This is a genomic window from Coprococcus sp. AF21-14LB (genome assembly GCF_003458885.1).
Classification (GTDB): Bacteria; Bacillota; Clostridia; order Lachnospirales; family Lachnospiraceae; genus UBA9414.
Genome location: NZ_QRVX01000004.1, coordinates 1 through 24,625, shown reverse-complemented (window position 1 = coordinate 24,625; position 24,625 = coordinate 1). Strand labels below are relative to the sequence as shown.

Sequence of the window (24,625 nt, the reverse complement as noted above, 5' to 3'; positions counted from 1 at the left end):
ACCTCTTTCTATTTCGATCCTTCTACAATATCCAGATCCATAGAAAATGGCCGATCAAGCGGAATCGCTCCCTGAAACACCTGATCTCCGGAACCGTTGACTGAAATCTGTACTTGAGATACACTGCCGGAATCTATAATGGAATTTACAATCGACATGATCGCTACCTTAGGCTGAACCTGATAGGGCCCGCTTAGAAACGTCTCGTCCAGATTCACATAACAAACGCCGTCTCGTACCGCCACACTTAAAATCTTCAGTTCCTTCGGCAGCGTTCCTGTCATTTTATTGTTCGACGGTCCTTCCACCAACTGTTCCAACACTACTTTTTCAAGAGAAGTATTGCTGTTATACGGAATCCTTACCCGCTGCTCCACAAGCTGATCTCCATTTTCATTTCCAAAATATAAATTTAATGTTGTTACTTTATAAGAATGCAGAGCTGAGCCCGTATCCTTCAGAAAGTCTGACGAGCGCATCTCGCCAATTTCTTTACCGTATTTATCTTTTAGCGGAACCTGATCTACCGTAAACACAACAGAATCAATCCCTTCAATCTGCACCATTGTCCGAACAATGGCTTCCCGCATTAAGACTTCTGTTACCGGATCCATTTGCATATATTCGCTGTTAAAATCAAGTCCCAGGATCTTCTGCTCATTTGTAATCCCGGTAATTCCCTGCACCGTAATCATTTCCGGAATTGCAGCCTGATATTCAAGAGAATCCGGGTTCTCCTTCATTTTCTTCAGGATTGTTTCCACTTCCTGTCCGGCAGTTGTTTTTTTTGCTTCATAGGGAACTCGTACAATCCCAGTCTGGTCCATGTTCACATAAAAGATGCTGCGGCCTTTTGTTTTCTGCTTCTCTTCTTTTTTACATCCGACTGTCCCAAGCGCAATCAGGACCACAAGACACACGGCAGCAAACCGATAATATTTTCTCAAATGTCTCTCTCCTTTTATGATTTCTGCGTAATGTACATCAGCGGAATCCGAACCGTAAACGTAGTTCCCTCGCCCGGCTTACTGTACACTTTAATAGCTCCGCGGTGCATCACAATGGCATTGCGCGTAATTGCAAGACCAAGCCCTGTTCCGCCAATCTTCCGGGAATGAGACTTATCTACCCGGTAGAATCTCTCAAAGATATGATCCTGCGCCTCCTCCGGAATTCCGATACCGCTGTCAACTACTTTTACATAAAAATATTTGTGATCTGCATTCAGCGATACATGTACAAATCCTTCATCTATGTTGTATTTGATTGCATTTTCTACCAGATTGGAAAAAGCAAGCGATAGCTTTACCTCATCTACCTCTGCCGTTACCGGACGAAAACTCTCAAAAACCACCTCAATGTTTCTTGTTGCCGCAATTGGACGAAGACGTTTCAAAATCCGTTCCAGCAATTCATTGATATTTTCCGGCTTAATATTCAGACCGGAAGCAGTTTTATCCATTTTTACAAGGGAAAGAAGATCATTGATAATCTTATTCTCCCGCTCAATTTCCTCTGCGATATCTCCCATAAATTCCTTGTAGTATTCTACCGGAACATCCTCCTGTGCCAGAAGTGAATCTGCAAGTACTTTCATAGAGGTCAGAGGTGTTTTCAGCTCATGGGAGACATTGGAGACAAATTCCTGTCTGGAATCATCTACCACCTTCTGTCGTCCGATCATTTTATTAAATGCATCCGAAATCAATTCCGTCTCTGTGTAGGCATTTTCGTGCAGATTGCATGATTCATCATAACCTTCCGTTACGCCTTCAATTGCCCTGGAAATTCTCCCAAAAGGTCTGACAAGTACAGCTGCGATCAGTACCGCAATGCCAATCAGTAAAATAAATACTGTGATCGCTACAAGATTTGCTTTCCCTTCAAGTATCTCCGCACTATCTAAAATCGCATCAATGGAGACAGTTACCAACATAACGCCTTCAACAGCCCTCCTATTGTTCTGCAGAATCGGCGATGTTACTTCAATATATCGATTCTTCATATCATAGCGATTCGTTCCTTTCCCGCGAAAGCACTTAATCACATCGCTGGATGCCAGTGTTTTTCCCTGATCTGCGTCATATGTATCTTTGATGATCTGAAAATGATCATCTACGATCATCACACGGCCATTATAAATATTAGAAAACTGCAGTAATTCCGCATTAATCACTTCTGAGTCCATATGTTCCATATAGTCTGCATTGTCAAGCTGATCGCAAAGAATCATGCTTTGATTCTGAAGCTCCGATATTTTTAGTGAAACTGCTCTTTTCTCATAATTGCTGAGAATTGTTGCTTTTAAAATGAGACACGGAATAATGCCTACCGCTACAAGCATAACAATAATCCGAAAGCGAAGACTCTTTAAAAATCGTTTCCGGAATACCAGCTTATCCCCTAAAATAATAACCAACTCCCCACTTTGTATGTACATATTTTGGTTCACTCGGATTCTTTTCAATCTTTTCTCTCAGTCTCCTGATATGAACGTCCACTGTTCTCGCATCTCCCGGGTACTCATATCCCCACACAAGATTCAAAAGATTTTCACGGCTGTATACTTTATTCGGATTTGCCGCGAGAAGTTCCAGCAGATCAAATTCTTTTGCCGTCAGATTCATCTCTTTTTCTGCAATAAAGACTCTCCTGCTGTCACGGTCAATCGTCATGTCGCCCTTCACAAGCGTCTTCTCTTCTTTCGTCTGTTCCCGCTTATTCATCCGGCGCATAATCGCTTTCATCCGTGCTTTTACTTCTAATATGTTAAATGGTTTTGTGATATAGTCATCTGCCCCGTATTCCAAGCCGAGAATCTTATCCATATCATCGCCTTTCGCCGTCAGCATAATGATCGGAACATCTGAATATTCCCGGATTGTCTGGCATACTTCAAATCCATCATGCTTTGGAAGCATAACATCTAACAGTATGAGATCATACTCATTTTCTTTCGCATACATCAATGCTTCCTCCCCATCATATGCACAGTCTACTTCCATCCCTTCCTGCTCTAAGCTGAAACGGATTCCTTTCACGATTAACTTTTCATCATCTACCACTAAGATTCTTTTCCCCATAATGCGTCTCCTTTATCTTATTATGTGACTGTAATATCGTCCTTTATCTTTTGGAATACACCTTCTTTAATCCCCTCAATCTTCATCAGTTCTTCGATAGACTGAAAACCTCCCTGTTCCTCGCGATAACGGATAATGCTTTCTGCTTTTGCATCTCCGATTCCGGGAAGTGTCATAAGCTCATCTTTCGAAGCGTGGTTCAAATCCACTTTCCCATCTTCTGCCTGTCCGGATACCTCACTCTGTGCAGCAGGCGACATCGCATTTCCTGCATCTGCTTCCTCTTTCGTCGGCACATACAGCTGCTGCCCATCTGTTACAAGCGCCGCCTGATTCAGATACACAACTGCTGCGGACGCTGTCATGCCTCCGGCAGCTTCCACCGCATCAAAGATACGGCTTCCTTCCGGAAGTTCATAGACTCCCGGATGATTCACAGCCCCGCACACATGAACAAACACGGTCAGCGGAGCTTTTGCTTCCTCCGCCTGTATTTGTGTATCTTTATTTTCCTCTTCTTCAGAAGAAACTCTCTCCTGCTCCTGAACTTCCTCCTCAATCAAAAACGGCTCCATTTCTTCTTTCTCACTGCCGCACCCGGTACCTGTCAGCAGACAAAGCACCAGAACTATCAAATTGCTGATTCTTATCATTTGTTTCTGCATCTTTTTTCCTTTCATTCTCCCGAACGTCCAGATGCCCCTTAGATGCTGTACATTTTATTATAACAACTCTATTACAAAAGCTCAACGGCAACTTCACTATTTCCATTGGAAAATCATAACCCCTGCAATTGCCAGCGCCATTCCTATTGCCTTACGCCATTCAAATTGTGCCTGCTCCACTCCAAACAGCCCCAAAAGCTCTATGAGATACGCTGCCAAAATCTGCGACACAACTATTAGAAGCACGGCCCTTGCCGGACCAAGCTGTTTCATACTTGCAATAACCGTCCAGGTAATTCCGGCTCCGATTACACCTCCAACTAACATAAAACGAGGCTGCACCTTTGTAAGCGCTGCAATACTGTCTCTTCCGGTAAAGAGCCATACTGCCACACAAGTAAGAAATGCGCTAAACTGTACCCATCCATTACTTACCCACATCCCTGTCGTTTTTGTCACTTCTGTATTAAATACTCCCTGCACACTCATCAACACTCCTGAAATCAGTGCAATAATCCATCCTGCCATATACTGCTCATCCTCCTTTTTTAAAAGTATAACCAATCTTTCCCCTGTTTATCGCATTTGCTTCCCTTAATATTATCCACAAACCCTTTTAAACTAATTTTTATTCATAATCATTGTGTATTTTTGATTATTTATAAGTTTTTATTATTATTTTCAAAAATATATTGCATATTTATGAATTAAGTTGTATATTATATTCATCGCTTAAAAAGATTACATTTTGTAGGAGGATATAGATTATGAAAGAAAAAGTTGTACTGGCATATTCCGGCGGATTAGATACAACCGCCATCATCCCATGGTTAAAGGAGAATTTTGACTATGAAGTTATTTGCTGCTGCATTGACTGCGGACAGGGCGAAGAACTGGATGGACTGGCAGAACGCGCAAAACTCTCCGGCGCATCTAAATTATATATTGAAGATATTACCGACGATTTCTGTGACAATTATATTGTACCGTGTGTGCAGGCTGGCGCTGTTTATGAAAATAAATACTTACTCGGAACTTCTATGGCACGTCCGGGCATCGCTGCCAAGCTTGTAGAAATTGCGAAAAAAGAAGGAGCTACTGCTATTTGCCACGGTGCTACCGGAAAAGGGAATGACCAGATCCGTTTTGAACTTGGCATCAAAGCCCTTGCACCGGAACTAAAGATTATCGCCCCATGGCGTATGACTGATTTATGGACAATGCAGTCCCGTGAAGAAGAAATCGCTTATTGCCAGGAACATGGCATCGATCTTCCATTTGATGCGACACAAAGCTATAGCCGTGACCGTAACTTATGGCATATCAGCATGAAGGACTGGAACTGGAAGATCCTGCCGCGGAACCAAACTATGATCATCTGCTCGTTCTTGGCGTCACTCCGGAGAAAGCACCTGATGAACCGGAATATGTGACAATGACATTTGAAAAAGGTGTTCCAAAAAGCATCAACGGCGTAGAAATGAAAGTATCTGATATTATACGAAAATTAAACGAACTTGGCGGAAAACACGGCATCGGTATTGTAGACATTGTGGAAAACCGTGTTGTTGGCATGAAATCCCGCGGTGTTTATGAGACTCCTGGCGGAACCATTCTTATGGAGGCACATCAGCAATTGGAAGAACTTGTATTAGACCGTGCAACTTATGAAGTGAAAAAAGAAATGGGCAATAAACTGGCACAGGTTGTTTATGAAGGAAAATGGTTTACCCCACTTCGTGAAGCAATTCAGGCTTTCGTCACGACAACTCAGGAATATGTAACAGGAGAAGTGAAATTCAAACTATACAAAGGCAATATCATCAAAGCCGGAACAACTTCTCCATACTCACTGTACAGCGAATCTCTTGCAAGCTTTACAACCGGAGAACTCTATGATCATCATGACGCAGAAGGATTTATCAACCTCTTTGGACTTCCATTGAAAGTCAGAGCTATGAAACAGCTGAATCAGTAAGACCTTTCATCTTACAAAACATAGAAAAACCCCCATCTGATATGGATTTAATATTCCATTTCAAATGGGGGTATTCTTTTAAAATCTCTCAAGCCTTTTATAGCTCCCAGTGCGCCTTGCTTCCATTTTCTCCCTTTTCTATGAAAAGTTTGCGATCAATCTGCTCCTTCAATTCATTGACATGAGAAATAATTCCTACAAGCCTCTCATCTCCTGCCAGCTCATTTAATATCTGAATTGCCTGATTGCGGGATTCATCATCGAGAGAACCAAATCCCTCATCAATAAACATGGTATCCAGCCGTATTGCTCCGGCAGTATTCTGAATGATATCTGCCAGACCAAGCGCCATAGCTAACGCTGCCAAAAAAGATTCTCCGCCAGAAAGCGTCTTGACATCCCGAACCGAATCATTCAGGAAGCTCTTTACATCCATATCAAGCCCTGACTGCCCTTGATTGCCCAGATTGGAAATTTCCCGGCACTCCAGATAAAACTGTTCAAAATTCATCCTTACAAGACGCTTATTGGCAGCATAGATGACCTGTTTAAAATACTGACGCTGCACATACGTTTCAAAGTCCAGTTTGACACTTCCACTCAGGGTACCATTCGCCGTTTTATTCAAATCCTGCAATAGTTCATATTCTTCTTTTCGGCTGCCGATTTCTTTCCAGTATCGTTCCAACTGCTCAAACGCCTGCTCATTCTGATAATTTTGACTGCACTTCTTCTGGTAAATGCGTTCCTGTATTTTTCTCTGTTCCTGAAGCTGTCGAAGTTCTGCTTGCATTGCTTCTGTATCTGTGATTTGTTTTCCCGAAGCCTGTTCCTGAAGCGAAATTAACATTCCTTTTCTCTCTGCCTGCTCTTTTTCAAACCGACGCACCCATGCTTCATTTTCCCGGATCTTAGGAATCAGATGCGGCGCCTCTTCTTCATATATGGCTTCTGTTATCTGATACGTTTCCAGAAGCGTTCATACTCCGCTCTCGCCTCTCCTGCCAGATGTTCATATCGCTCAAGCGCTTTTTTTCCCTGTCCAAAAGCGCCTTCCCTCTCTCGAAGCGTCTTCTCTGTTTTCTGCATCGCTTCTTTCCAGCGCGCTTCCTCTTTCTGAAGCCCTTGAAGCTGATTCCGAAATACTTCTTTCTTTTCCTGCAATTCATCGAATAAGAAACGCATCCGCTGCTTTTGTTCCTGCTCCCGTTCTTTTGCCCGCTTCCACCCAGCATTCAATTCTGTTTGATATGCATGATTTTCCAGTGAGAACTGACCATCCATCAGTTTATTTCCCCGCTCCAGAGCCTCCTGCTTCTTTCCTTCTGTCCGGGATTTGACCTGCAGATACCGATCTGTTGCATCAGATACTTCATGCTCGGCAGCTTCTCTCTGCTTTTTCGCCTGTTCTACCTCTAATTGTGTCGGAGCCTGTGCAGACAGCCTGCATTTGGAAGGATGTTCTTTGGAGCCACAGACCGGACACGGCTCTCCTTCCTTAAGCTTACTTGCAAGAATACCTGCCTGTTCTGCTATAAAATCAGTAAAAGCGGAATCATATACGCTTGAAATTCTCCGGTAGCACAGGCTCTTCTCTTCCAAAACCTTCTGTGCCTCTGCTTCCTGTTCTTGAAGTTTTTTCAATGTTTTCAATTCCGCAGCAAAAGCTTCCAGATCCTCTCTCACTTCCCGGCAATGTTTTGCCTCTTCCTCTGTTTTTCTGAGCAGATGATAATAATCCGGAATTTCCTGCTGCAGCTCAAGATCGCGCAGGACGCTTCTGCTGCCATTTTGCCTTATTTCCTTTTGCAAATACTGGAATTCTTTTTCTGTATGCTCCAGTTCGCTGATTCTTTTCAGAAGCTCCGGCTGTTCCTTTTCCAGACGCTCACTCCACTTCTTCGCCGTTTTCCTCTGTTCCTGCAGCTCGTTCTGAAGGATAACGATTTCTCTTTCCATCGTTTTCAAATGTGCTTTCATCCGGAATACTTCCCGGTCACAGCTTTGTTTTATTTCAGCCTTTCCCTGAATCTTTTCCAGAATCTGTCCCCGATTCCATGCTTTTTTCCGAGATTTACATTCATCCTGCCGCTGCTGCAGCTTTTTGTACGCCTCTAACGCTTCTGATAATTTCCGGCACAGCATATTATCTGCTTCCGCCTGTTGGAGCAATCCACCCTTTTCCATCAGATCAGACTCTAGTTTTGCCCGCTCCTTTGCAAGCATTTGCTCCCTTTCTCTTCCCTCTTTCACAATTTTCTTTAACAGCGGTCTGACCATTCCCGGATCATAGATTTTTTGCTGGCACAACTGTACCCAGTCCGCATCCTCACTGTCAATCCGTTCCACTTCCCGGATACATGCATGTTCCACTTCCATCAGTGAATCCCCAAGCTGCTTCGTTTTCCGTTTTAATTCTTCCTGTACCTGATGATAAAGATTCGTACGAAATATTTTGGAGAAAATCACCTTGCGCTCTTTGGACTCTGCGTACAGCAGACGAAGAAAATCTCCCTGCGCAATCATGGCAATCTGCGTAAACTGATTGACATCCAGGCTGATCAGTTCCTGAATCTTCTCATCTGTCTCCCGCTTTTTGCCGGGAAATATCTGTCCATCCGGAAGCATCAACTCAGCGCTCGCTGCCTCTTTTACAAGTTTCTGACTTCCGTCTGCAGCTCTTCGCTTACTCGCCCGCCAATACTCCGGATTCCTTCGAATCTGATATTTCTGCCCTGATAGAGAAAATGATATTCTACAAAAGTCTCCGCTGTATCTTCCGCATACAGACTCCTCATCATAGATCCCTGACGCTTCCGCCCGCTTGTTTCCCCATAGAGCGCATAAGTAATCGCATCAAACACAGTCGTTTTTCCTGCGCCGGTATCCCCTGCGATCAGAAAAATTCCATGAGATACTTTCGTAAAATCAATTTCTTCCCGCCCTGCATAAGAGCCGAACGCTGACAGAATCAATTTCAGCGGTTTCATGACCTTTCGTCTCCTTTCGCCTGTTCAAAAATCTCTTCCATAATCTGTTTTTGTTTCTCATTCAATGTTCTTCCGTGCAGCTCTTCATAAAATCCTTGGAAAATTTCAAACGGTCCTGCCATTTTCAATTCTTCTTCAAAGGATTCCAGCGTCCGCTTCGTCCTGCTGTTCTCTATTCGGATTTCCAGCAAATGCGGATAATAAACACTCAGCCGCTCTTTCGGCCGATATGGTTCTGTCTCATCTGTCAATGTCACACTGACGTAGTCTTCCTGCACCTTTCCCTGTGCTTCTTCCAGAAGTTTTTCCAATGTTCCTTTTAACCGGCGCACATCTCTAAGCGGATGAAGCGGAAGTACTGTCAGTTCCGGCAAGCTTCCTTTTTCTTTCAGTTCTACCATCAAAAGCCCTTTCTTCTGCTTTTCCTCACTGACAGAATATTTCAAAAGCGTGCCGCAATACCGTATTTTCTCTTCTCCTACCTGCTGCGCCCCATGCAGATGACCAAGCGCTACATAATCAAAGGCTTTCACTGCATCTGCACAGACATTGTCAATTCCTCCGATGGAAAATGTCTCTGAGTCACAAGTTTCCGGCTGTTCTTCCGAACTCCCTGTAAAAAACTGATGTGCTACAAGCACATTCCTGGCCTCATTAGAAAGCGTTTCCCGCTCCAGAAGCTTTCTGACCGCCGCATCATAACTCTCCGGTATTTCCCCTTGAAAGACTCCTTTTACATATCCCGGTTTCAGAAATGGCAGAAGATAAAAACAGACTTCCCCATAGCAATCTCGAAATGGAACTTTTACAATCCATTCCTCTTCTGACTGCGGAGGCGTTCCAACAAGATAAATCTGATTGTTTCGCAAAATCTCCCCCGCAAATTCCAGTCGTCTGGCAGAATCGTGGTTGCCGCTAATTGCAAGCACGGGAATGGATAGTTTCGAAAGTTCAGTCAAAAAATGGTCAAAAACAGTCACCGCCTCTGCGGACGGGACTGTTTTATCATAAATATCTCCGGCAATGACAATTGCATCCGGCCGAAGCTGTCTCGCATATGAGACAACCTCTGCCAAAATCACTTCCTGATCTTCTTTTAGGTTATAAAAATGAAGCTGCTTTCCTATGTGCAGATCGGATAAATGAAAAAATCTCATAGCAAATCCTCTCCTCCTGCCCTTAGTTCATAATTACTTGTATTACCGTCTTTCCATACAACCGATAACATCATGTTCTCCACAAATGCATCTGAGTCATACCAGATAGTCCCAACCGCATACTTATTCAAGTATGGGAAAAGTCGATGAATCTGCTCAGAATCTGTAATGATCTCGCGATTTACATTTTCTTCTCCCTCTTCGTAAGTCTCTACCGTTATAGATAAAATTTCCTCCGGCCGGTAAGATTGGTTCAGCTCAAATCCCGCTTTCTTTAAATATTCAATCACACTGTCAAAGCTATCGTAGATTGTAAAATACTCGGTTGTAAAAACATCCTTTTCCGGAGCAGAGGAATACGCAACCGAAAGTTCTCCAACCATATGTTCATGGATCAGCTGGCTAAAATTAGCAGTTCTCATCTCTTCTGCGTATAAAGAAAAGAGTTCGTGAAGTTCTTTTTCATCAAACAGCAGCTGAATCTCATTCGTGCGAAGATCCTGCACCGTTCCATCCTGCATCGTGCACTTCAGAAAAGCATCCAGATCACAGAGTTTCTCGACATATTCTTCCTGATTCAGCATTTTCTTTGCAAATGCTCTCAGACGTTCTTCTTTTTCATAGTAAGTACGGTAAATCTTTCGCCCATTTTCCAAATGGTACATAACACTGATCCGAAAAATCTCACTATCGTATTGATCTGTCATTTTTCTTTCTGTCTGCTTAGAGACAATCTGACGAATCTCTTCATACATTTCCGGTGTCACAGCAGTCTCCATATGATCTAACTGAAGCTGTTCTGCATCCCGATAATGCTCTCCTACGCCTCCATAATACTTCAGTATGCCATCAAACTTGACAGCCATTCCTGATAACTGCGATTCTTTCGGGAGATAACTGTCATATCCCGGCAGATCATAGTGAAAGACAGCAAGACAGCCTGCCACAAGCAGCACTGAAATCACTGTTGTCAGCCGAAGCTTAAAAAATTCTGCCGAATCCATATAATAACTGAATGAGACTGCAAAACTGATGATGACTGCTGCCATGAGACAACTGATCACAAACCACTGAGTATTCTCTGCACCGTTCATAAAAACGATCAAACCACAAGCCAGCGCTCCCGGCACCGCAACTGCAATTTTGATGATCCCTTCCATTTTCCTAAATGCAATCACTCGTTCCGCTGCTTCCGCCGGTCGGAATCTGGCACAGATCAACAGCAGAACATAAATCCCAACAATCACTGCAAAAATTCCTAAATACCAGGCAACATCAAATACGTTTTCACGGCCTGCCACTTTCCCTTCCAGCATATAAGCTTCACTGGTGAGAGAATCGCTCCAATTCCTTCCAACGGTAAAAATGTAGCGAAATATTTAATACAGAGCTGCTGAATAACAAATGATACCAACATCCCGTAAGAAAAGAATCCAACTGCCAGAACAGCTCCTGCCAAAAGTTTCCCGGTCAAGAACATAGCAAGCACTGTTAGCGTGTAAAACAGCAAAAAGAATAAAATTGTCACTAACATTGTACGTCCATACCACAATCCTGCCTTCGCTATCCGAATCTTATGACGCACACCAACAAGAACGACGAGTCCGTAATTAACGATATAAGGAATGATAAACATCAACGCACCGCTAATGTAGCGCACAGTCATAAAACGACTTCGCTTTACCGGAAGTGCGTAATAAAAATCTGTTTTTTCTACAGAATGTAAATAAGAAAATCCTGTCATTCCGATTACCAGAGCGCAAAATACGGTCACAGTTCCTGTCATCCCATTACCGGCGCCGACCAGTTCCCGAAACCAGATTGCCATATCTGTTTCTGTAAATTGCGGTAAAACATCTGCCGCCCACTGAATTTTATTCTCTGTCTGAAGAAGTATTGATACCGGAAGCGCGATCATCAAAAGCACTGCAGTCAGAAGAGGAACCCAGCCTCTTGTCCGGGCATCTCGTTTCATCATCTTAATACAAGAAATCTGTGATTCCATATCCAGCAACCTCCGTCTCGCTAATAAATATCTCCTCGAGAGAAAGCGGCAGTACTTCTGCAAAAAGTGGCTTTCTCGATTCGATACAGTCCAGTATCTCCATACTTGTTCCCCGTGCTACAATTGTCAGAAGAGATCCCCTCTTCTCTGTCTGAAGTACATCCAGCTCTTTCAGTACCTCTTCCTCATCCAGGCTGTTATTCAGTACACACTGTACTTTGTGAATATGAAACTTCATTTCTTCCAGATCTTTCATAAACAAAATTCCACCCTGATGCAGAAGTCCCACATGGTCGCAAATATCCTCAAGCTCTCTCAGATTATGGGATGCGATTACCGGCGTAAACTCTCTCTCCATAACTTCTGAAGCAAACAGGCTCTTAACTGCCTGACGCATTACCGGGTCTAATCCGTCAAATGTCTCATCACAAAACAGATATTTCGTTTTTGTACATGTTCCAAGCAATACGGAAAGCTGCTTCTTCATTCCTTTTGACAATGTTGTAATACGCCGTTTCATATCAATATGAAATTTCTCTGCCAAATGATTAAATTCTTCTTTATCAAACTTCTCATACAGTTCTGCATAATAATCCCGCATAACCGCCGGAGTTGCATTGGGAAGAAAGTAAGCCGTATCTGCCAGAAAACAAATCTCCGATTTTGCTTTCGGATTCTCAAATACCGGCATTTCATCAATGAAGACGGTTCCGCTGTCCGGTTTCAAGACACCGCTTAAAATACGCAAAAATGTACTTTTGCCAGCTCCATTGCTTCCAAGCAATCCAAAAATATGTCCCTCCTGAATGCTTGTCGTTACACTGTCAAGCGCTTGAATTTCATGAAATTTCTTACTCACATCGTTGACCTTAATCATCTTATCCCCTCCTTCCAGCATTCCTCTAACACCTCTTGATACTCTTCTTTTGAGATACCAATTTCTCTTCCATAAGAGATATACTGCCGGAATTTACAAAATAATTCCTGTTTCTTCTGTTCTCTCAATCCGCTGCAATCTGCAACATAATTTCCACGTCCTTTTACCGAGTAAATAAATCCCTGCTGTTCCAGTGCCGCATACGCTTTCTGGATCGTATTAGGATTGATGGACAGTTCTACCGCAAGAGAACGGACGGACGGCATCTGTGAATCAGGGGCAAGTATTCCCTTCATGATCAATACCTGAAATCGATCAATAATCTGCTCATAAATCGGTTTTCGGTTTTGAGAATCAATTGTGATCATGCAAAATGCTCCTTTCCTTTCTCATTTATCACTTCATCACTTTAACTGTACTAGCATTATTAGTACACTATTTCATTTTACTTGAAAACAATTCTTTTGTAAAGAAATATCCCTGCACTCACAAAATTTTCATCGGAATCACTGAATCTTAGCATTCACTTGTATCCTACTTGCAAAGCGGCTCCAAATCCTGTACAATATCCACTGAAAATTACCGGTTTCCGGTACTGTCCGGACCAATATTTCTATACAGATATCTATACAAAAGGAGTTTCCAAATGAGTATTTTAAATGTTGAACATCTGACTCACGGTTTTGGTGACCGTGCCATTTTCGAAGACGTTTCCTTCCGTCTTTTAAAAGGAGAACACATTGGTCTGGTAGGAGCCAATGGAGAAGGAAAATCCACTTTTTTCAAAATTGTAACGAACCAACTTCAACCAGATGAAGGAAAGATTGAATGGGCTAAAAATGTCCGTGTAGGTTATCTGGACCAGCATACTGTTCTAACAAAAGGAATGACGATCCGAGAAGTATTAAAATCCGCATTTTCTTACCTGTTTGCGCTCGAAGAAAAAATGAATCAGATCTGCGATGCTCTTGGCGATGCATCGCCGGAAGAGATGGAACTTATGATGGAAGAGCTTGGCACCATTCAGGATACACTGACACTGCATGATTTTTATGTAATCGACTCAAAAGTAGAAGAAGTTGCCAGAGCTCTTGGCATCCTTGATCTTGGACTTGACCGGGATGTTACCGATCTTAGCGGCGGCCAGCGCACAAAGATTCTGTTGGCAAAACTTCTTCTGGAAAAACCGGATATTCTTCTTCTGGACGAGCCGACAAACTATCTGGACGAAGAACATATTGAATGGCTGCGTCGTTATCTGACGGAATATGAGAATGCATTTATTCTCATTTCTCACGACATACCGTTTCTCAATAGCGTTATTAATATTATTTATCACATGGAAAATCAGGAACTGAATCGCTATGTAGGCGATTATGATCATTTTCTTGAAGTTTACGGAGTGAAAAAAGCTCAGCTGGAAGCAGCCTACCGCCGCCAGCAGCAGGAAATCAGTGAACTGAAAGATTTCGTTGCCCGCAATAAGGCAAGAGTATCTACCAGAAATATGGCCATGTCCCGCCAGAAAAAACTGGACAAAATGGATCTCATTGAATTTGCCGCCGAACGTCCGAAACCGGAATTTCATTTTAAGATCGGACGCACACCGGGCAAATATATTTTCGAGACAAAAGATCTTGTCATCGGCTACGATGAACCATTAAGCAAACCGCTTACACTCTCTATGGAACGTGGTCAAAAGATTGCCCTCGTTGGAGCAAACGGAATCGGAAAAACCACTCTCCTAAAGAGTATTCTTGGACTCATTGAGCCCCTTCGCGGATCTGTGGAGCTTGGAGAAAATCTTCAGATCGGATATTTTGAACAGGAAGTAAAGGGTGACAACAAAACAACCTGTATCGAAGAAATCTGGAGCGAATTTCCTTCCTATACCCAGTACGAAGTCCGTTCTGCTCTTGCAAAATGCGGTCTTACCACAAAGCATATCGAAAGCCAGGTCCGCGTTCTTTCCGGCGGCGAACAGGCAAAAGTCCGCCTCTGCAAAGTCGTTAACCGCGAAACAAATATCCTGCTTCTCGATGAGCCTACAAACCATCTGGATGTAGATGCCAAAGACGCGCTTAAAAAAGCACTTCAGGAATATCGCGGAAGCATCCTTCTGATCTGTCACGAGCCGGAATTTTACCGGGATGTTGTGTCAGAAGTATGGGATTGCACGAAATGGACTACAAAAGTATTTTAATGATTCCTATATTCAATTATTCAACAAAAAAGTGTGCCAGATTGCTTTCATTCCAGCTTGTCTGGCACACGTTTTGTTTTTCCCTTCCTGTTTTTAGCCAGATCATTCTATCTGCTTCGGGGCATGCTGCATAACAAATTCTGTCAGAATTCTCGCTGACTCTCTCTTAAGCGGACAAACCCGATTATAGTAAGCGTAATAGATCAGCATAGACCAGTATATCTCGAATCCTCCCTTATCAAATTCCCCCTCCTCAGGGAAATATCCCGCACACCCATTTGTATAACCGCCAAAATAAAAATATTCCCAGTGAAGATTCTGGCTGAGATTCAATGCAAATTCACACATCACTTCATTTGCTACGCCACAAATACAACCTTCTCCCAGAACAAAATACTGCACTTCCGTCACATCAAGCTGCTCTCGTACATTCTCCTCCCGAAGTTTCTTAATTTCTTTCAGCCAGCTCTGTTCTTCTGCTTTGCATCCTTCTTTTTCAAGCTCCAACCCTCATATACTCCGGAATTTCCGAATACAGATGCACTTGTTTGGAATACATCGCCAGCTGCTGAATCGGATGCGGAGTCATGTATGCTATCACCTTCCCTGTCTGTATGTAGATTTCTTCAGCCATATCATTAAGAGCAGTCTCACTTCTGATAAATTCTTCTCCCGCAGCATCTGTCGGTGTCAGCCGGGACTGAAAATACTTAGGAGCAATATTTCCTGATGCTCCCTGTGTAACCATAATCTGGCAATGATATTCTTCTTTCATCCGTTTTCGAACTGCTCCAAAATAATCCGGAGAAATAAGATAATTATCCTGCTTCAGTACATTGGCATGAGCGGTTAAACGAAGCAGTATTAAAAGCGGTTTCCCTGTCAAGTCTGTTACAAGCAAAATGCCTGCCCGCCTGTCTACCGAAAATCCTCCTTTTCTCTGATTGACTCCAATATCTACTATCGCATTTCCCCATACCGCCTGAATCGGGCACATATGATTTAATGTCCGATCAAGACAATTGAGCACCTGAGCAAAAACAAACCTTAAATAGCGTTTCTCCAACATTTCATCCGGAGCGGAATGCGTATGAGAAAAGCAGATCATTACTTTCTCCGGCAAAACTCCAAGTTTGATAGAAACCTTCTCCCGAAGCTCCTGCGCTTTTATTTTGGAAAATCCAATATGGTCAAGTGTAATAAGACAACAGATTTCCTCTTTTGATTTCCACACTGCTGTCTGTACAAGAAGAGGGCTTTCCACTCCCTGAGACCATTCATCCTCTCTTGAAAATCCAAGTGTCCTTACCGGATATGTCGGTGTAATATCAGCTTCTGCACAGCCAAACATAACTTCTTTCATTGCCTTCCTCCTCATTACCTGCTGCTAAATCATCCGTGTACAAAATCATAATGATATTTAATAAATTACAGTATAATACATTTTTCATCACAAACATACTATTTTTCCAAAACGCCCTTTACAATAGAACAATGTTATGTTATTATAATCACATGAATAAAACATTGTTTTATCACATAACATTTCAGGGGGTATGATGATGGAGATTTCAAAAAAAGATTTGCTGCAAGTTACCGGCATCTCCTACGGACAGCTCTATCGCTGGAAACGCGAAGGCCTGATTCCAGAAAACTGGTTCGTAAAACGCCCAAGCTCTACCGGACAGGAGACTTTTTTTCCAAAAGAATTGATCTTAAAGCGGATTCGGGCAATCCAGAAGCTGAAAGACCATTATTCTCTGGAAGAACTGGCTAATCTTCTCGCGCCGGAAGTAACCAACCGCATATTCAGCGAAGAAGATCTGGAACAATTTCAGGAAGTGGATATTGATGTGGCTGCTGAATTCATGGATCAGCTTGAAAAGGATACTTTTCGTTTCATTGAAGTGCTGATTATGATTATTTTCAGTGACTGGAAGAAAAAAGAACTGTTAGATACTGCTCAGCTTACAAAGCTTATTTCCCACTCTGCTAAAAATGCATCCCAAATTGAAAATGTAGAGCAGGAGCTGCTGCTTCTAAAAATCGGACAAGATTATTACAGCCTATTTGTGGAATGTACCGGGACAGCAAGTCAGTTTCAGTTTGATTCCCGCATTGAAATTGCAGATCGGGTATCGCTTCAGGAACTGAGCAGCAGCATAAAAGTAACTTACAAAGATACATTTTCATTTACTTTCGATGAAGATATTGAAGAATAAATTCAGGAGGACAACACTATGACAAAAGATCTTAAAATCAGTGGAAGCGGAACAATTTTTGCCGGAGAATATGACACCATCGGTATTTCCGGAGGCGCCTCGATCGATGGTGATATTACATTTGACACTCTGAAAGTTTCCGGAGGCTGTCACACAAATGCACCTTGCATCCTGAAAGGTACTGCACTGCGTATCAGCGGATCATTGAAGGCTTCCGGCGAACTTCAGGTAGAAGACTGTCATATATCCGGATCCTGCAAGCTGACCGATTGCGAAGTACACGGAAATACACTTCATGTCAGCGGAAGTCTGACAACTAACCGGAACATAAAAGTAAAAGAATTAAAATCTTCCGGCAGTATCAAGAGTAATAACGCCAAAATTTATGCAGATTCTATTCTCATTTCAGGCTCTTTTGTAAATGATGATGAAATTAATGCAGATGATATAGAATTATACGGATCTTCAACGCTAAACGATGTATTTGGAGAACACGTTCGCATTGGCATTGTGCCAAAGAATTGCCACGTCCTCTCCTTCCGTCTCTTTTCTTCTGAAAAGCGACCGGTTCATCACGTCAAAAATATTGAATGTACACAGCTGGAAGCAGCTTCTCTCCACTGTGAATCTATTAGTGCAGAAACCATCGAACTTAGTAAATATTCTGTAGTAGATCACATCCAATGCGATGGCTCTCTTGTCTATGACAGCACTTGCAAAATCGGTACCGTCGAAGGTACTTGTACGCAGTCTGTAAAAGAGTAACCTCTTTCCTAATTTGTAAAAGTCAGGCATGACATGATGATTCATAACCTCTTTCTTCTCATGTCATGCCTGTTCTTTTTTCATAATAATATTATCGAATTCGAATTAAATGTACGCGAACTTTTCCGCTTCATCCCGCGACTTGAAAACAATAATTTCTTTTTCTGTTTCATATTTCTTTAATAACTCATAGATGACCGGAATCTGATCTTTCGGAAAATCTAAAATCCATTGCCGGAATTCTTCATCAAACTCCGTTTCCACCCACGGCATATCTTCCCGCACTGTTCCAATACGCGCTTTTGCCCCTTCCAGACATATTTCCAACGGATAATCAAGGAAGAACACCGTATCACAGGCATCCAGACGACATTCCATCGTACGGAGATAATTTCCGTCAATGATCCAGCTATCCTGCTGAATAATTTCTCTCAGTTTCGCATCAAACTCTTCTTTCGAAACCGTCGTCCTGTCCGCCTTATGCCAGATCTGATCAAGATAATAAAGAGGAAGTCCTGTCATTTCCTTTAATCTTCTTGCAAAAGTGCTTTTTCCTGCTCCGGGGCACCCAATCACTACTATTTTTTTCATTTTGTCCTCCGTGTGCTGCCTTTTACTTTTCAAACAATTCTGTCGATAAATATCTGTCTCCGGTATCCGGCAAAATCACTACAATCCTCTTACCCTCATTTTCCGGACGTCTGGCAAGCTGAAATGCTGCTGCCGCTGCTGCACCGGAAGAAATTCCCACAAGAACTCCTTCCTGCTTTCCGATTTCTCTTGCCGCCGAAAATGCTTCTTCTGCCGTAATACAAATTATCTCATCGCAAATATCTGTATCCAATACTTCCGGAATAAAACCTGCTCCGATTCCTTGAAGTTTATGAGGTCCTGCCACCCCTTTTGTGAAAAACGGCGCTTCTGCCGGTTCTACGCCAACAACTTGAATCTCCGGATTTTGCTGCTTCAAATATGTTCCAGTTCCGGTAATCGTTCCACCGGTTCCAATCCCTGCCACAAAGATATCCACTGTTCCTTCTGTATCTTTATAGATTTCCGGTCCGGTATGTTCAAAATGTGCTTTTGGATTTGCCGGGTTAACGAACTGTCCTGCAATTATTCCACCCGGAATTTCTTCCGCCAATGCCTCAGCCTTGTCAATTGCTCCCTGCATTCCCTTTGCACCTTCTGTCAAAATAACTTCTGCCCCATAAGCCTTCATAATCTGCTGCCGCTCCACAGACATTGTTTCCGGCATCGTAATAATCACCCGATACCCTTTTGCTGCTGCCACCGCTGCCAATCCAATTCCAGTATTTCCAGAAGTCGGTTCAATGATAACAGAATCTTTCGTAAGCTTCCCGCTTGCTTGTGCCTCTTCAATCATCGCTTTCGCAACACGGTCTTTCACAGATCCAGCCGGGTTTAAATATTCCAATTTCGCCAGCACCTTCGCTTTTAAATCCAGTTTTTTCTCCATATTTGTCAGCTCCAGTAACGGCGTATTTCCAATCAGCTGATCTGCACTTGTATAAATCTTTGTCATATTGTATCACTCTCCTATCTCCTATAACTGGTTTTTGTTATTATAGCATATTTCGTTATTATTTCACATATGTCAACGGTACTACCTGCTCAAACCCATCACTGAAATGTACTTCCCCGTCTTCTGTGATAAATACTGCCTGTACATTCTCCAAATGATTGACAAGCTCCAACCCTTTTTCCAGTCCCAGCGAAAAACATGTTGTACTCAGTCCATCTCCTTCTGTTGACAAATCTGATATAATGGTTACAGCAACTAAATCATTTTCATACGGATATCCTGTCGCCGGATTTAAAATATGATGATAACGTTTTCCATCTTTTTCAAAACAACGTTCATAAATCCCGGAAGACACAACCGATTTGTCTTTAATAGCCGCAGTCGCAAGTGTTTCATTTCTGTCTGCAAATGGTTTTTGAATTCCAATCTGAAACGCATCTCCATTTCTCTTTTCTCCGATGCAGAGAATATTTCCTCCCAGATCAATAATCCCATGTTTTACTCCATGTTCCACGAGAAATGTTTTCATTTTATCGGCAATATATCCTTTGGCAATTGCTCCCAGTTCAATCCCCATACCTTCCTGTGCAAATCGAATCTTATTTCCATTTAATTCTACTTTTTCATATCCCACAAGTTTTCTTGCTTCTGCCAGATCAGCTTCGCTTGGAACCCTGTGTTCTTCCGAAGTAAAATCCCACAAAGATGAAACTGGTTCGATCGTAATATCAAACGCTCCTTCTGACAACTGACTGTAGTACAATCCTTTTTCAATCAGTTTTGCACATTCTTCTGAAAGCACATAATACCCATCTTCTTTTGGTAATGTCCCTTCATTCAAGCGATAAATTTCGCTGTCTTTTCTTGTCCGGCTGAATATTTTTTCATACCGGTCACAAAGTTCCATAACCTGAGAAAGAAGTGGCTCCTCCTTTGAATCATAAAGTGTTACTTTCACAACCGTATTCAGTTTAAACTCACTTACACTGATCGGTTCCTGCAGCGACTTTTGTGATAAAAAGAAGATAAGAGCGGCTGTTAACAAAACCGCAGCTATCACTCCTGCAAAAACACTTTTTTTCGGCTTTTGATCCCGCCGTCTCTTCATCGCCATACTTGTACCCTCTTTTCATTTTCCTGTCAGCAATCTCTTTCTTCTTATAAATCAACATACATGCTGCAGTTCATTTACTTTATTACATAATTTCGCGTAGATTCTTTCTACAAACCATGGTTCTGTAGATTTTTCTCCTATTTCCTCTATCGCTATCCATCCGATTTGACTGTTTTCATCTTCTTTAATTCGAATCGGGCTATTTGTGTCTGCTTCTAATAAATAGGTCACATTTAAGTGCAAATGTGACGGTACATATTCCCCTCTTTTTTCATGTCCGGAAACGGTCAGAATTTCCAGAGAAAAAATATCATCACAAATAAATCTTGCAGTTTCTAAACCACTTTCTTCTCTGATTTCCTTCAAAACTACTTCTTTTAAATCTGCATTTCCGTCAGCATGACCTCCAAGCCACGCCCAGGAATGATAAATATTATGATATGCCATTAAGACTTTTTTGCGCTCTTGATCTACAATCCAGGCTGAAACTGTCATATGTGCATTTTTATTATCTCTCGTTAAAATATGTTCTGATTGAGAAATGCATCTCAAGATTTCTTCTTTATCTTTTTCCTCTTGCTCATTGAATGGCTGATATGTCTCTATCTCTTTCTTTAAATCTAATAGTGTTCTCACATTTCCTCCTAATGATCCTTCTTACACAGCTCTTTTTTTATAGAAAATAATAACATCACAAGCGCAGTCATCATTCCGATATGTGATAATCCGGCAAATCCTGAAAGCATTCCATTTCCCATTTTCCCAAGATCAATCCCAAGTACCTGGACAATTCCTCTCACAAGCATTAAAATCGTCATAGCCGGAAGCACAATGTTATAAAGTATAAAGAATTTTTTAAAAAGTGAATTCTGTTCCAACTCTGTTATCTTTGCAAATACTGCTGCCATAAGAAATACGAACGTTCCCAATACAAGCAAATGCACATGCAGAACACCTAATGTTGTTGGTTTCGTATAACCATTCCATTTTGTAAATTCACGGTAGAAAACACCGCCTGCCATTGCTAAGATAAAATAAATAATAGACGTATTCATTATTTTTTTCATTCGTACATTTCTCCTTTATCTTTTTTTCTTAAATATTTTTATATAATTCCAGGTAAACAAAACTCCTGCCATAAAAAGAGCTGCCCCTAGTCCTGTATAAAACACTGCAATAAAACGATCCGGTAAAAGCCGGAATTTTCGAATGATGATTCCAAAACTAATCATAAAAGCCATAATCAAAAATGACTTCAGATCGAAGAATTTGTAAAACAACTGTAATTCCTCTTCAAATTCATGAATCCGTTTCGTATGCTTTATTGTTAATTTATGAAACACCATAAACCAAAACACAAGAAACACCATAAGCGTTATTGCATAATTAATTATCATGCGATATTCCGCATATGTTTCCAAACCGATCCGCAGAACATTAAAGCCCGCAATCATCCATACGATGCCTGCCAAAAGCAAAAGATTCTGTTTCTTTACCTTCATGCCTGCTCCTTTCACAAAAAACTATTTTATCTCATATAAGTAATTTTTTATAAATTCTAAAAATATTTCTTCTTCCTGATTTTCCAGCAGCACTGCCAAAAATAGTTTAAATATGTAATTTACAAAAATTTCCGGAGTCATTTTATCTGTAAATGCCCCTGCCCGTATCTGCTTATCCTGCTCCAAAAGAGATATCATCTGTACTTTCAATTCCAGAAAGTATTTTTCCATGACTCTTCGCCCTTCCGGCTTTTCTCCTGTTGTAAAGTGTAATGCATGCATAGAAAAAAACTGTGGATAACGGTCTCTGCTGTTTTTTACCGCCTCGAGCAACGTCTTCATATACTCCAAAATATCTTCACAATTTTCCAAACAAGTTCCCACCTGAAAAATATCTTTCCACACTGCTTCTACTGCTGCCGACATCAGCTCTGATTTTGAAGCAAAATAATTATACAATGATCCTACTGCAATCCCGCATTGTGCAGCAACTGTTCGCATATTAATTGCTGAAACACCTTTCTCTGCAATGATTTCGCGACTCTTATCCAGTATCTCTTCCTTTGATGTTACTGTTTTGTTCATGCTTCTATTTCCTCATATCTTGATATCCGATCAGAACCGTCCATACATACGCACAGGTCTTTGGAATCATCAACATTCCAATTACCGGAATCGTATCTGCCCATAATACAACCGGAATATAGAATCCAAAACTCAGTACGATTGTAAGCCACATAAATCGAAATGCATGATCTTCATTTTCTTTGGCACTTTTATAAAAAATAATAATTACGATAAGTCCTAATAATGCGAATGGAATATTTCTATAGATTCCCCAGGAAAGCGGTGCTTCTGCTGACGTCCATCTATTTTGTGGAAACAGACAAAGAATCACTCTTACCGCCGCCAGTAAATAAACAGCCCATGTCAACTTCTGCTTTCCTTCTATATGATAACGTAAACGCCAAACATAATAAAGCAAAATATAAAAAACTGTCATTGTGATAGAAGTAATAAGCTTTCCAACGCCTAGCGGAACTGTATAATTATCGAGCCCCGTTGTACAAAGTGCAATTGCTCTCGGAACTAAGTGGAAAGAATCACCCACTCCTAATGTCACTGCCATAATTCCAAACAGCTTATACTGCATATTTCCTCTACATTTCTTAATCATCAGTATTCCAATTGTAACAACACTGACTAAATAAACAACATCGAATAATGTCTCTGCGATTGCCTGCATATTTTTTTCCTTCTTTCTATTATTTTTATTATTGAACATTGTTCATTTTAGTGTAACGTAAAAAATTTGTCAAGAATTTCTTGATTTCTTACATAACATAGTTTTTTAAGCTGAAAACATTAACATACAGTATCTTTCATATGTTTCACACTGCAAAGACCTCTTACTTAGTCATAATATAATATGCTTCTCCCGATATTTTGTGAGTGACAGTTCTTTCAATAGAAAATCCCAGTTTTTTATAGAGCGAAATGGCACGTTTATTAAAACAAGCCACCGTTAAACGTAATGGTATATCCGGTGTCTGTTCGGTCAAATGTTTTATCCCACATAAAAGAAAATCATATCCCATACCTTTGCCACATAATTCCGGATGCATCCCCAAGCCGATATCTAACTTATCCTTTGAATAGCTAAAGCAATCCTTGGTCGGAATGCGGGCAGATTTTCCTTGACAGAAATATCCTACTAATTTGTTATTTTGATCTGTGCAGACAATATAATCGCCATTAAGCAATTCCTCAATTGTTTCCGCGTTCTGTTCAAAGCTATATATCCCATACTCATTTTGATACGTCCATTGTGATATTTTCAAAGCATATTTATGTGTCATTCTAGAAATAGAATATATCATATCTCAAACTCCTTTCATCTTCTTTGTCGGTTAAATTTTGACTTTCGCCAAAACAGACTGCCATAAAACCTCATCTTCAACAGCAACAAGAGATAGTTTAGGAATGAGTGCTTTGCTTTTTCTCAACTCAACAACTAAGTCTTGTTATCCTAACAAAATGTAATTTCTTAAAATATTCCATGATTATATTTTATCTGTGCGTGAGTCATCATAACTAGCCCTATACTAAAACCAATCACAAAAAAACACCAGCCAAATAGCGAAGTTGTTATAAAGTCAACAATACCTGTCAGCATGACTCCTGCGCCTATAATCAACATTCCTTTTCCCATTTGCCCAGTATATGCTTTTTTATCTATATCCTTTACTCTTTTATGATGATAGTCATGTATTAAAGTTATTTTCTCTTTCTTCCAAATTTCCCAACCTAAATATAAACATAGAATCCCGATTAGAGACATAAAAATCAATTCAAACCATTTCATAAAACCACCCCAAAACCAATCATTGTAAATGGAAGAAGTAACTCCATAAGCAACATATAAAACCAAAATCTCATAAGTATTTTCTCTTCAACTAAATTCAAAATTTGTAAACCTTAACTCAATTGTTTTCTAAAACAATACCTTACAAAATTT

At 41.2% G+C, this 24,625-nt stretch carries 28 protein-coding genes and 1 pseudogene; 4 read left to right on the top strand and 25 right to left on the bottom strand.

Features of this window, described 5'->3' with window-relative positions; translation table 11 throughout:
* Positions 1–8 precede the first annotated feature (8 nt).
* The 5 genes from DWX73_RS01705 to DWX73_RS01685 all read right to left on the bottom strand — a co-directional run bounded on the left by DWX73_RS01705 (position 9) and on the right by DWX73_RS01685 (position 4,276).
* Positions 9–947, bottom strand: a complete 939-nt coding sequence (locus DWX73_RS01705) for a GerMN domain-containing protein (RefSeq protein ID WP_118346407.1) — start codon at positions 945–947, stop codon at positions 9–11.
* 14 nt (positions 948–961) lie between these two features.
* Entirely contained in the window at positions 962–2,440 is a 1,479-nt protein-coding gene (locus DWX73_RS01700) for a sensor histidine kinase (RefSeq protein WP_118346457.1), read from the bottom strand.
* A complete protein-coding gene (locus tag DWX73_RS01695; protein ID WP_118346406.1) occupies positions 2,397–3,083 on the bottom strand; it encodes a response regulator transcription factor in 687 nt (228 codons plus the stop codon). The genes DWX73_RS01700 and DWX73_RS01695 overlap by 44 nt, the downstream gene beginning before the upstream one ends.
* Positions 3,084–3,103: 20 nt before the next feature.
* A complete protein-coding gene (locus tag DWX73_RS01690) occupies positions 3,104–3,763 on the bottom strand; it encodes a helix-hairpin-helix domain-containing protein (protein ID WP_242996527.1) in 660 nt (219 codons plus the stop codon).
* A gap of 81 nt (positions 3,764–3,844) precedes the next feature.
* On the bottom strand, positions 3,845–4,276 hold the full coding sequence (locus DWX73_RS01685) for a DMT family transporter (RefSeq protein ID WP_118346405.1): 432 nt from the start codon (positions 4,274–4,276) through the stop codon (positions 3,845–3,847).
* Between the two features lie 239 nt (positions 4,277–4,515).
* Between DWX73_RS01685 and DWX73_RS15385 the strand changes: the two are divergent.
* Positions 4,516–5,726: pseudogene (locus DWX73_RS15385) on the top strand (argininosuccinate synthase).
* Between the two features lie 97 nt (positions 5,727–5,823).
* Here DWX73_RS15385 and DWX73_RS01675 read toward each other — a convergent pair.
* The 8 genes from DWX73_RS01675 to DWX73_RS01640 form a co-directional block, all read right to left on the bottom strand.
* On the bottom strand, positions 5,824–6,615 hold the full coding sequence (locus DWX73_RS01675; protein WP_242996525.1) for an SbcC/MukB-like Walker B domain-containing protein: 792 nt from the start codon (positions 6,613–6,615) through the stop codon (positions 5,824–5,826).
* A gap of 65 nt (positions 6,616–6,680) precedes the next feature.
* Positions 6,681–8,357: a hypothetical protein gene (locus tag DWX73_RS01670; RefSeq protein WP_147334769.1), complete on the bottom strand. Its 1,677-nt coding sequence runs from the start codon at positions 8,355–8,357 to the stop codon at positions 6,681–6,683.
* 20 nt (positions 8,358–8,377) lie between these two features.
* Entirely contained in the window at positions 8,378–8,716 is a 339-nt protein-coding gene (locus tag DWX73_RS01665) for an AAA family ATPase (RefSeq protein ID WP_118346403.1), read from the bottom strand.
* Positions 8,713–9,873 carry an exonuclease SbcCD subunit D gene (locus DWX73_RS01660; RefSeq protein ID WP_118346402.1) on the bottom strand — a complete coding sequence of 387 codons (1,161 nt, stop codon included), beginning with the start codon at positions 9,871–9,873 and terminating at the stop codon, positions 8,713–8,715. Before DWX73_RS01660 ends, DWX73_RS01665 begins: the two co-directional genes overlap by 4 nt.
* A complete protein-coding gene (locus DWX73_RS01655) occupies positions 9,870–11,174 on the bottom strand; it encodes a tripartite tricarboxylate transporter TctB family protein (protein WP_147334768.1) in 1,305 nt (434 codons plus the stop codon). Before DWX73_RS01655 ends, DWX73_RS01660 begins: the two co-directional genes overlap by 4 nt.
* A complete protein-coding gene (locus DWX73_RS01650; protein ID WP_118346400.1) occupies positions 11,132–11,878 on the bottom strand; it encodes a hypothetical protein in 747 nt (248 codons plus the stop codon). Before DWX73_RS01650 ends, DWX73_RS01655 begins: the two co-directional genes overlap by 43 nt.
* Positions 11,853–12,755, bottom strand: coding sequence for an ABC transporter ATP-binding protein (locus DWX73_RS01645; protein ID WP_118346399.1), 903 nt, complete (start codon positions 12,753–12,755; stop codon positions 11,853–11,855). The genes DWX73_RS01650 and DWX73_RS01645 overlap by 26 nt, the downstream gene beginning before the upstream one ends.
* Entirely contained in the window at positions 12,752–13,123 is a 372-nt protein-coding gene (locus tag DWX73_RS01640; protein ID WP_118346398.1) for a GntR family transcriptional regulator, read from the bottom strand. The genes DWX73_RS01645 and DWX73_RS01640 overlap by 4 nt, the downstream gene beginning before the upstream one ends.
* Positions 13,124–13,401: 278 nt before the next feature.
* Between DWX73_RS01640 and DWX73_RS01635 the strand changes: the two genes are divergently transcribed.
* The gene (locus DWX73_RS01635; RefSeq protein ID WP_118346397.1) at positions 13,402–14,958 is read left to right on the top strand and encodes an ABC-F family ATP-binding cassette domain-containing protein; all 1,557 of its coding nucleotides are present in this window, start codon (positions 13,402–13,404) and stop codon (positions 14,956–14,958) included.
* Positions 14,959–15,060: 102 nt separating this feature from the next.
* Here the strand turns inward: DWX73_RS01635 and DWX73_RS01630 are convergent, their stop codons facing one another.
* Complete coding sequence (locus DWX73_RS01630) at positions 15,061–15,465, bottom strand: hypothetical protein (protein ID WP_118346396.1); 405 nt, start codon at positions 15,463–15,465, stop codon at positions 15,061–15,063.
* Positions 15,455–16,321, bottom strand: a complete 867-nt coding sequence (locus DWX73_RS01625) for a hypothetical protein (protein ID WP_118346395.1) — start codon at positions 16,319–16,321, stop codon at positions 15,455–15,457. The genes DWX73_RS01630 and DWX73_RS01625 overlap by 11 nt, the downstream gene beginning before the upstream one ends.
* Before the next feature lie 193 nt (positions 16,322–16,514).
* Here DWX73_RS01625 and DWX73_RS01620 point away from each other — a divergent pair, with 193 nt between their 5' ends.
* Positions 16,515–17,180: a DUF4004 family protein gene (locus DWX73_RS01620; protein WP_242996523.1), complete on the top strand. Its 666-nt coding sequence runs from the start codon at positions 16,515–16,517 to the stop codon at positions 17,178–17,180.
* An 18-nt stretch (positions 17,181–17,198) separates the two neighbouring features.
* A complete protein-coding gene (locus tag DWX73_RS01615) occupies positions 17,199–17,945 on the top strand; it encodes a hypothetical protein (protein ID WP_118346393.1) in 747 nt (248 codons plus the stop codon).
* A gap of 105 nt (positions 17,946–18,050) precedes the next feature.
* Here DWX73_RS01615 and DWX73_RS01610 read toward each other — a convergent pair whose 3' ends face one another.
* The 10 genes from DWX73_RS01610 to DWX73_RS01565 form a co-directional block, all read right to left on the bottom strand.
* Positions 18,051–18,536: an adenylate kinase gene (locus DWX73_RS01610; RefSeq protein WP_118346392.1), complete on the bottom strand. Its 486-nt coding sequence runs from the start codon at positions 18,534–18,536 to the stop codon at positions 18,051–18,053.
* A gap of 22 nt (positions 18,537–18,558) precedes the next feature.
* Complete coding sequence (gene cysK, locus DWX73_RS01605; RefSeq protein ID WP_118346391.1) at positions 18,559–19,491, bottom strand: cysteine synthase A; 933 nt, start codon at positions 19,489–19,491, stop codon at positions 18,559–18,561.
* A 58-nt stretch (positions 19,492–19,549) separates the two neighbouring features.
* The gene (locus DWX73_RS01600; protein WP_242996521.1) at positions 19,550–20,605 is read right to left on the bottom strand and encodes an FAD:protein FMN transferase; all 1,056 of its coding nucleotides are present in this window, start codon (positions 20,603–20,605) and stop codon (positions 19,550–19,552) included.
* A 51-nt stretch (positions 20,606–20,656) separates the two neighbouring features.
* The gene (locus DWX73_RS01595; RefSeq protein ID WP_118346390.1) at positions 20,657–21,241 is read right to left on the bottom strand and encodes an NUDIX hydrolase; all 585 of its coding nucleotides are present in this window, start codon (positions 21,239–21,241) and stop codon (positions 20,657–20,659) included.
* A gap of 8 nt (positions 21,242–21,249) precedes the next feature.
* Positions 21,250–21,672: a DUF2871 domain-containing protein gene (locus DWX73_RS01590; RefSeq protein ID WP_118346389.1), complete on the bottom strand. Its 423-nt coding sequence runs from the start codon at positions 21,670–21,672 to the stop codon at positions 21,250–21,252.
* A 15-nt stretch (positions 21,673–21,687) separates the two neighbouring features.
* The gene (locus tag DWX73_RS01585) at positions 21,688–22,107 is read right to left on the bottom strand and encodes a hypothetical protein (RefSeq protein ID WP_118346388.1); all 420 of its coding nucleotides are present in this window, start codon (positions 22,105–22,107) and stop codon (positions 21,688–21,690) included.
* A gap of 21 nt (positions 22,108–22,128) precedes the next feature.
* Positions 22,129–22,692, bottom strand: a complete 564-nt coding sequence (locus DWX73_RS01580) for a TetR/AcrR family transcriptional regulator (protein ID WP_118346387.1) — start codon at positions 22,690–22,692, stop codon at positions 22,129–22,131.
* Positions 22,693–22,696: 4 nt separating this feature from the next.
* The gene (locus DWX73_RS01575) at positions 22,697–23,353 is read right to left on the bottom strand and encodes a hypothetical protein (RefSeq protein WP_118346386.1); all 657 of its coding nucleotides are present in this window, start codon (positions 23,351–23,353) and stop codon (positions 22,697–22,699) included.
* A gap of 163 nt (positions 23,354–23,516) precedes the next feature.
* On the bottom strand, positions 23,517–23,987 hold the full coding sequence (locus tag DWX73_RS01570) for a GNAT family N-acetyltransferase (protein WP_118346385.1): 471 nt from the start codon (positions 23,985–23,987) through the stop codon (positions 23,517–23,519).
* A 167-nt stretch (positions 23,988–24,154) separates the two neighbouring features.
* Entirely contained in the window at positions 24,155–24,472 is a 318-nt protein-coding gene (locus DWX73_RS01565) for a DUF3784 domain-containing protein (RefSeq protein WP_242996520.1), read from the bottom strand.
* Positions 24,473–24,625: the final 153 nt, after the last annotated feature.

Bases quoted from the DNA above. Each gene is read 5' to 3' on its own strand.
- DWX73_RS01565 (WP_242996520.1), bottom strand. From the start codon at position 24,472: ATGAAATGGTTTGAATTGATTTTTATGTCTCTAATCGGGATTCTATGT.
- DWX73_RS01585 (WP_118346388.1), bottom strand. From the start codon at position 22,107: ATGAAGGTAAAGAAACAGAATCTTTTGCTTTTGGCAGGCATCGTATGG.
- DWX73_RS01695 (WP_118346406.1), bottom strand. From the start codon at position 3,083: ATGGGGAAAAGAATCTTAGTGGTAGATGATGAAAAGTTAATCGTGAAA.
- DWX73_RS01620 (WP_242996523.1), top strand. From the start codon at position 16,515: ATGATGATGGAGATTTCAAAAAAAGATTTGCTGCAAGTTACCGGCATC.
- DWX73_RS01590 (WP_118346389.1), bottom strand. From the start codon at position 21,672: ATGAAAAAAATAATGAATACGTCTATTATTTATTTTATCTTAGCAATG.
- DWX73_RS01600 (WP_242996521.1), bottom strand. From the start codon at position 20,605: ATGGCGATGAAGAGACGGCGGGATCAAAAGCCGAAAAAAAGTGTTTTT.
- DWX73_RS01640 (WP_118346398.1), bottom strand. From the start codon at position 13,123: ATGATCACAATTGATTCTCAAAACCGAAAACCGATTTATGAGCAGATT.
- DWX73_RS01575 (WP_118346386.1), bottom strand. From the start codon at position 23,353: ATGCAGGCAATCGCAGAGACATTATTCGATGTTGTTTATTTAGTCAGT.
- cysK (WP_118346391.1), bottom strand. From the start codon at position 19,491: ATGACAAAGATTTATACAAGTGCAGATCAGCTGATTGGAAATACGCCG.
- DWX73_RS01645 (WP_118346399.1), bottom strand. From the start codon at position 12,755: ATGATTAAGGTCAACGATGTGAGTAAGAAATTTCATGAAATTCAAGCG.
- DWX73_RS01665 (WP_118346403.1), bottom strand. From the start codon at position 8,716: ATGAAACCGCTGAAATTGATTCTGTCAGCGTTCGGCTCTTATGCAGGG.
- DWX73_RS01690 (WP_242996527.1), bottom strand. From the start codon at position 3,763: ATGAAAGGAAAAAAGATGCAGAAACAAATGATAAGAATCAGCAATTTG.
- DWX73_RS01650 (WP_118346400.1), bottom strand. From the start codon at position 11,878: ATGGAATCACAGATTTCTTGTATTAAGATGATGAAACGAGATGCCCGG.
- DWX73_RS01580 (WP_118346387.1), bottom strand. From the start codon at position 22,692: ATGAACAAAACAGTAACATCAAAGGAAGAGATACTGGATAAGAGTCGC.
- DWX73_RS01635 (WP_118346397.1), top strand. From the start codon at position 13,402: ATGAGTATTTTAAATGTTGAACATCTGACTCACGGTTTTGGTGACCGT.
- DWX73_RS01685 (WP_118346405.1), bottom strand. From the start codon at position 4,276: ATGGCAGGATGGATTATTGCACTGATTTCAGGAGTGTTGATGAGTGTG.
- DWX73_RS01570 (WP_118346385.1), bottom strand. From the start codon at position 23,987: ATGATATATTCTATTTCTAGAATGACACATAAATATGCTTTGAAAATA.
- DWX73_RS01700 (WP_118346457.1), bottom strand. From the start codon at position 2,440: ATGTACATACAAAGTGGGGAGTTGGTTATTATTTTAGGGGATAAGCTG.
- DWX73_RS01660 (WP_118346402.1), bottom strand. From the start codon at position 9,873: ATGAGATTTTTTCATTTATCCGATCTGCACATAGGAAAGCAGCTTCAT.
- DWX73_RS01610 (WP_118346392.1), bottom strand. From the start codon at position 18,536: ATGAAAAAAATAGTAGTGATTGGGTGCCCCGGAGCAGGAAAAAGCACT.
- DWX73_RS01615 (WP_118346393.1), top strand. From the start codon at position 17,199: ATGACAAAAGATCTTAAAATCAGTGGAAGCGGAACAATTTTTGCCGGA.
- DWX73_RS01625 (WP_118346395.1), bottom strand. From the start codon at position 16,321: ATGAAAGAAGTTATGTTTGGCTGTGCAGAAGCTGATATTACACCGACA.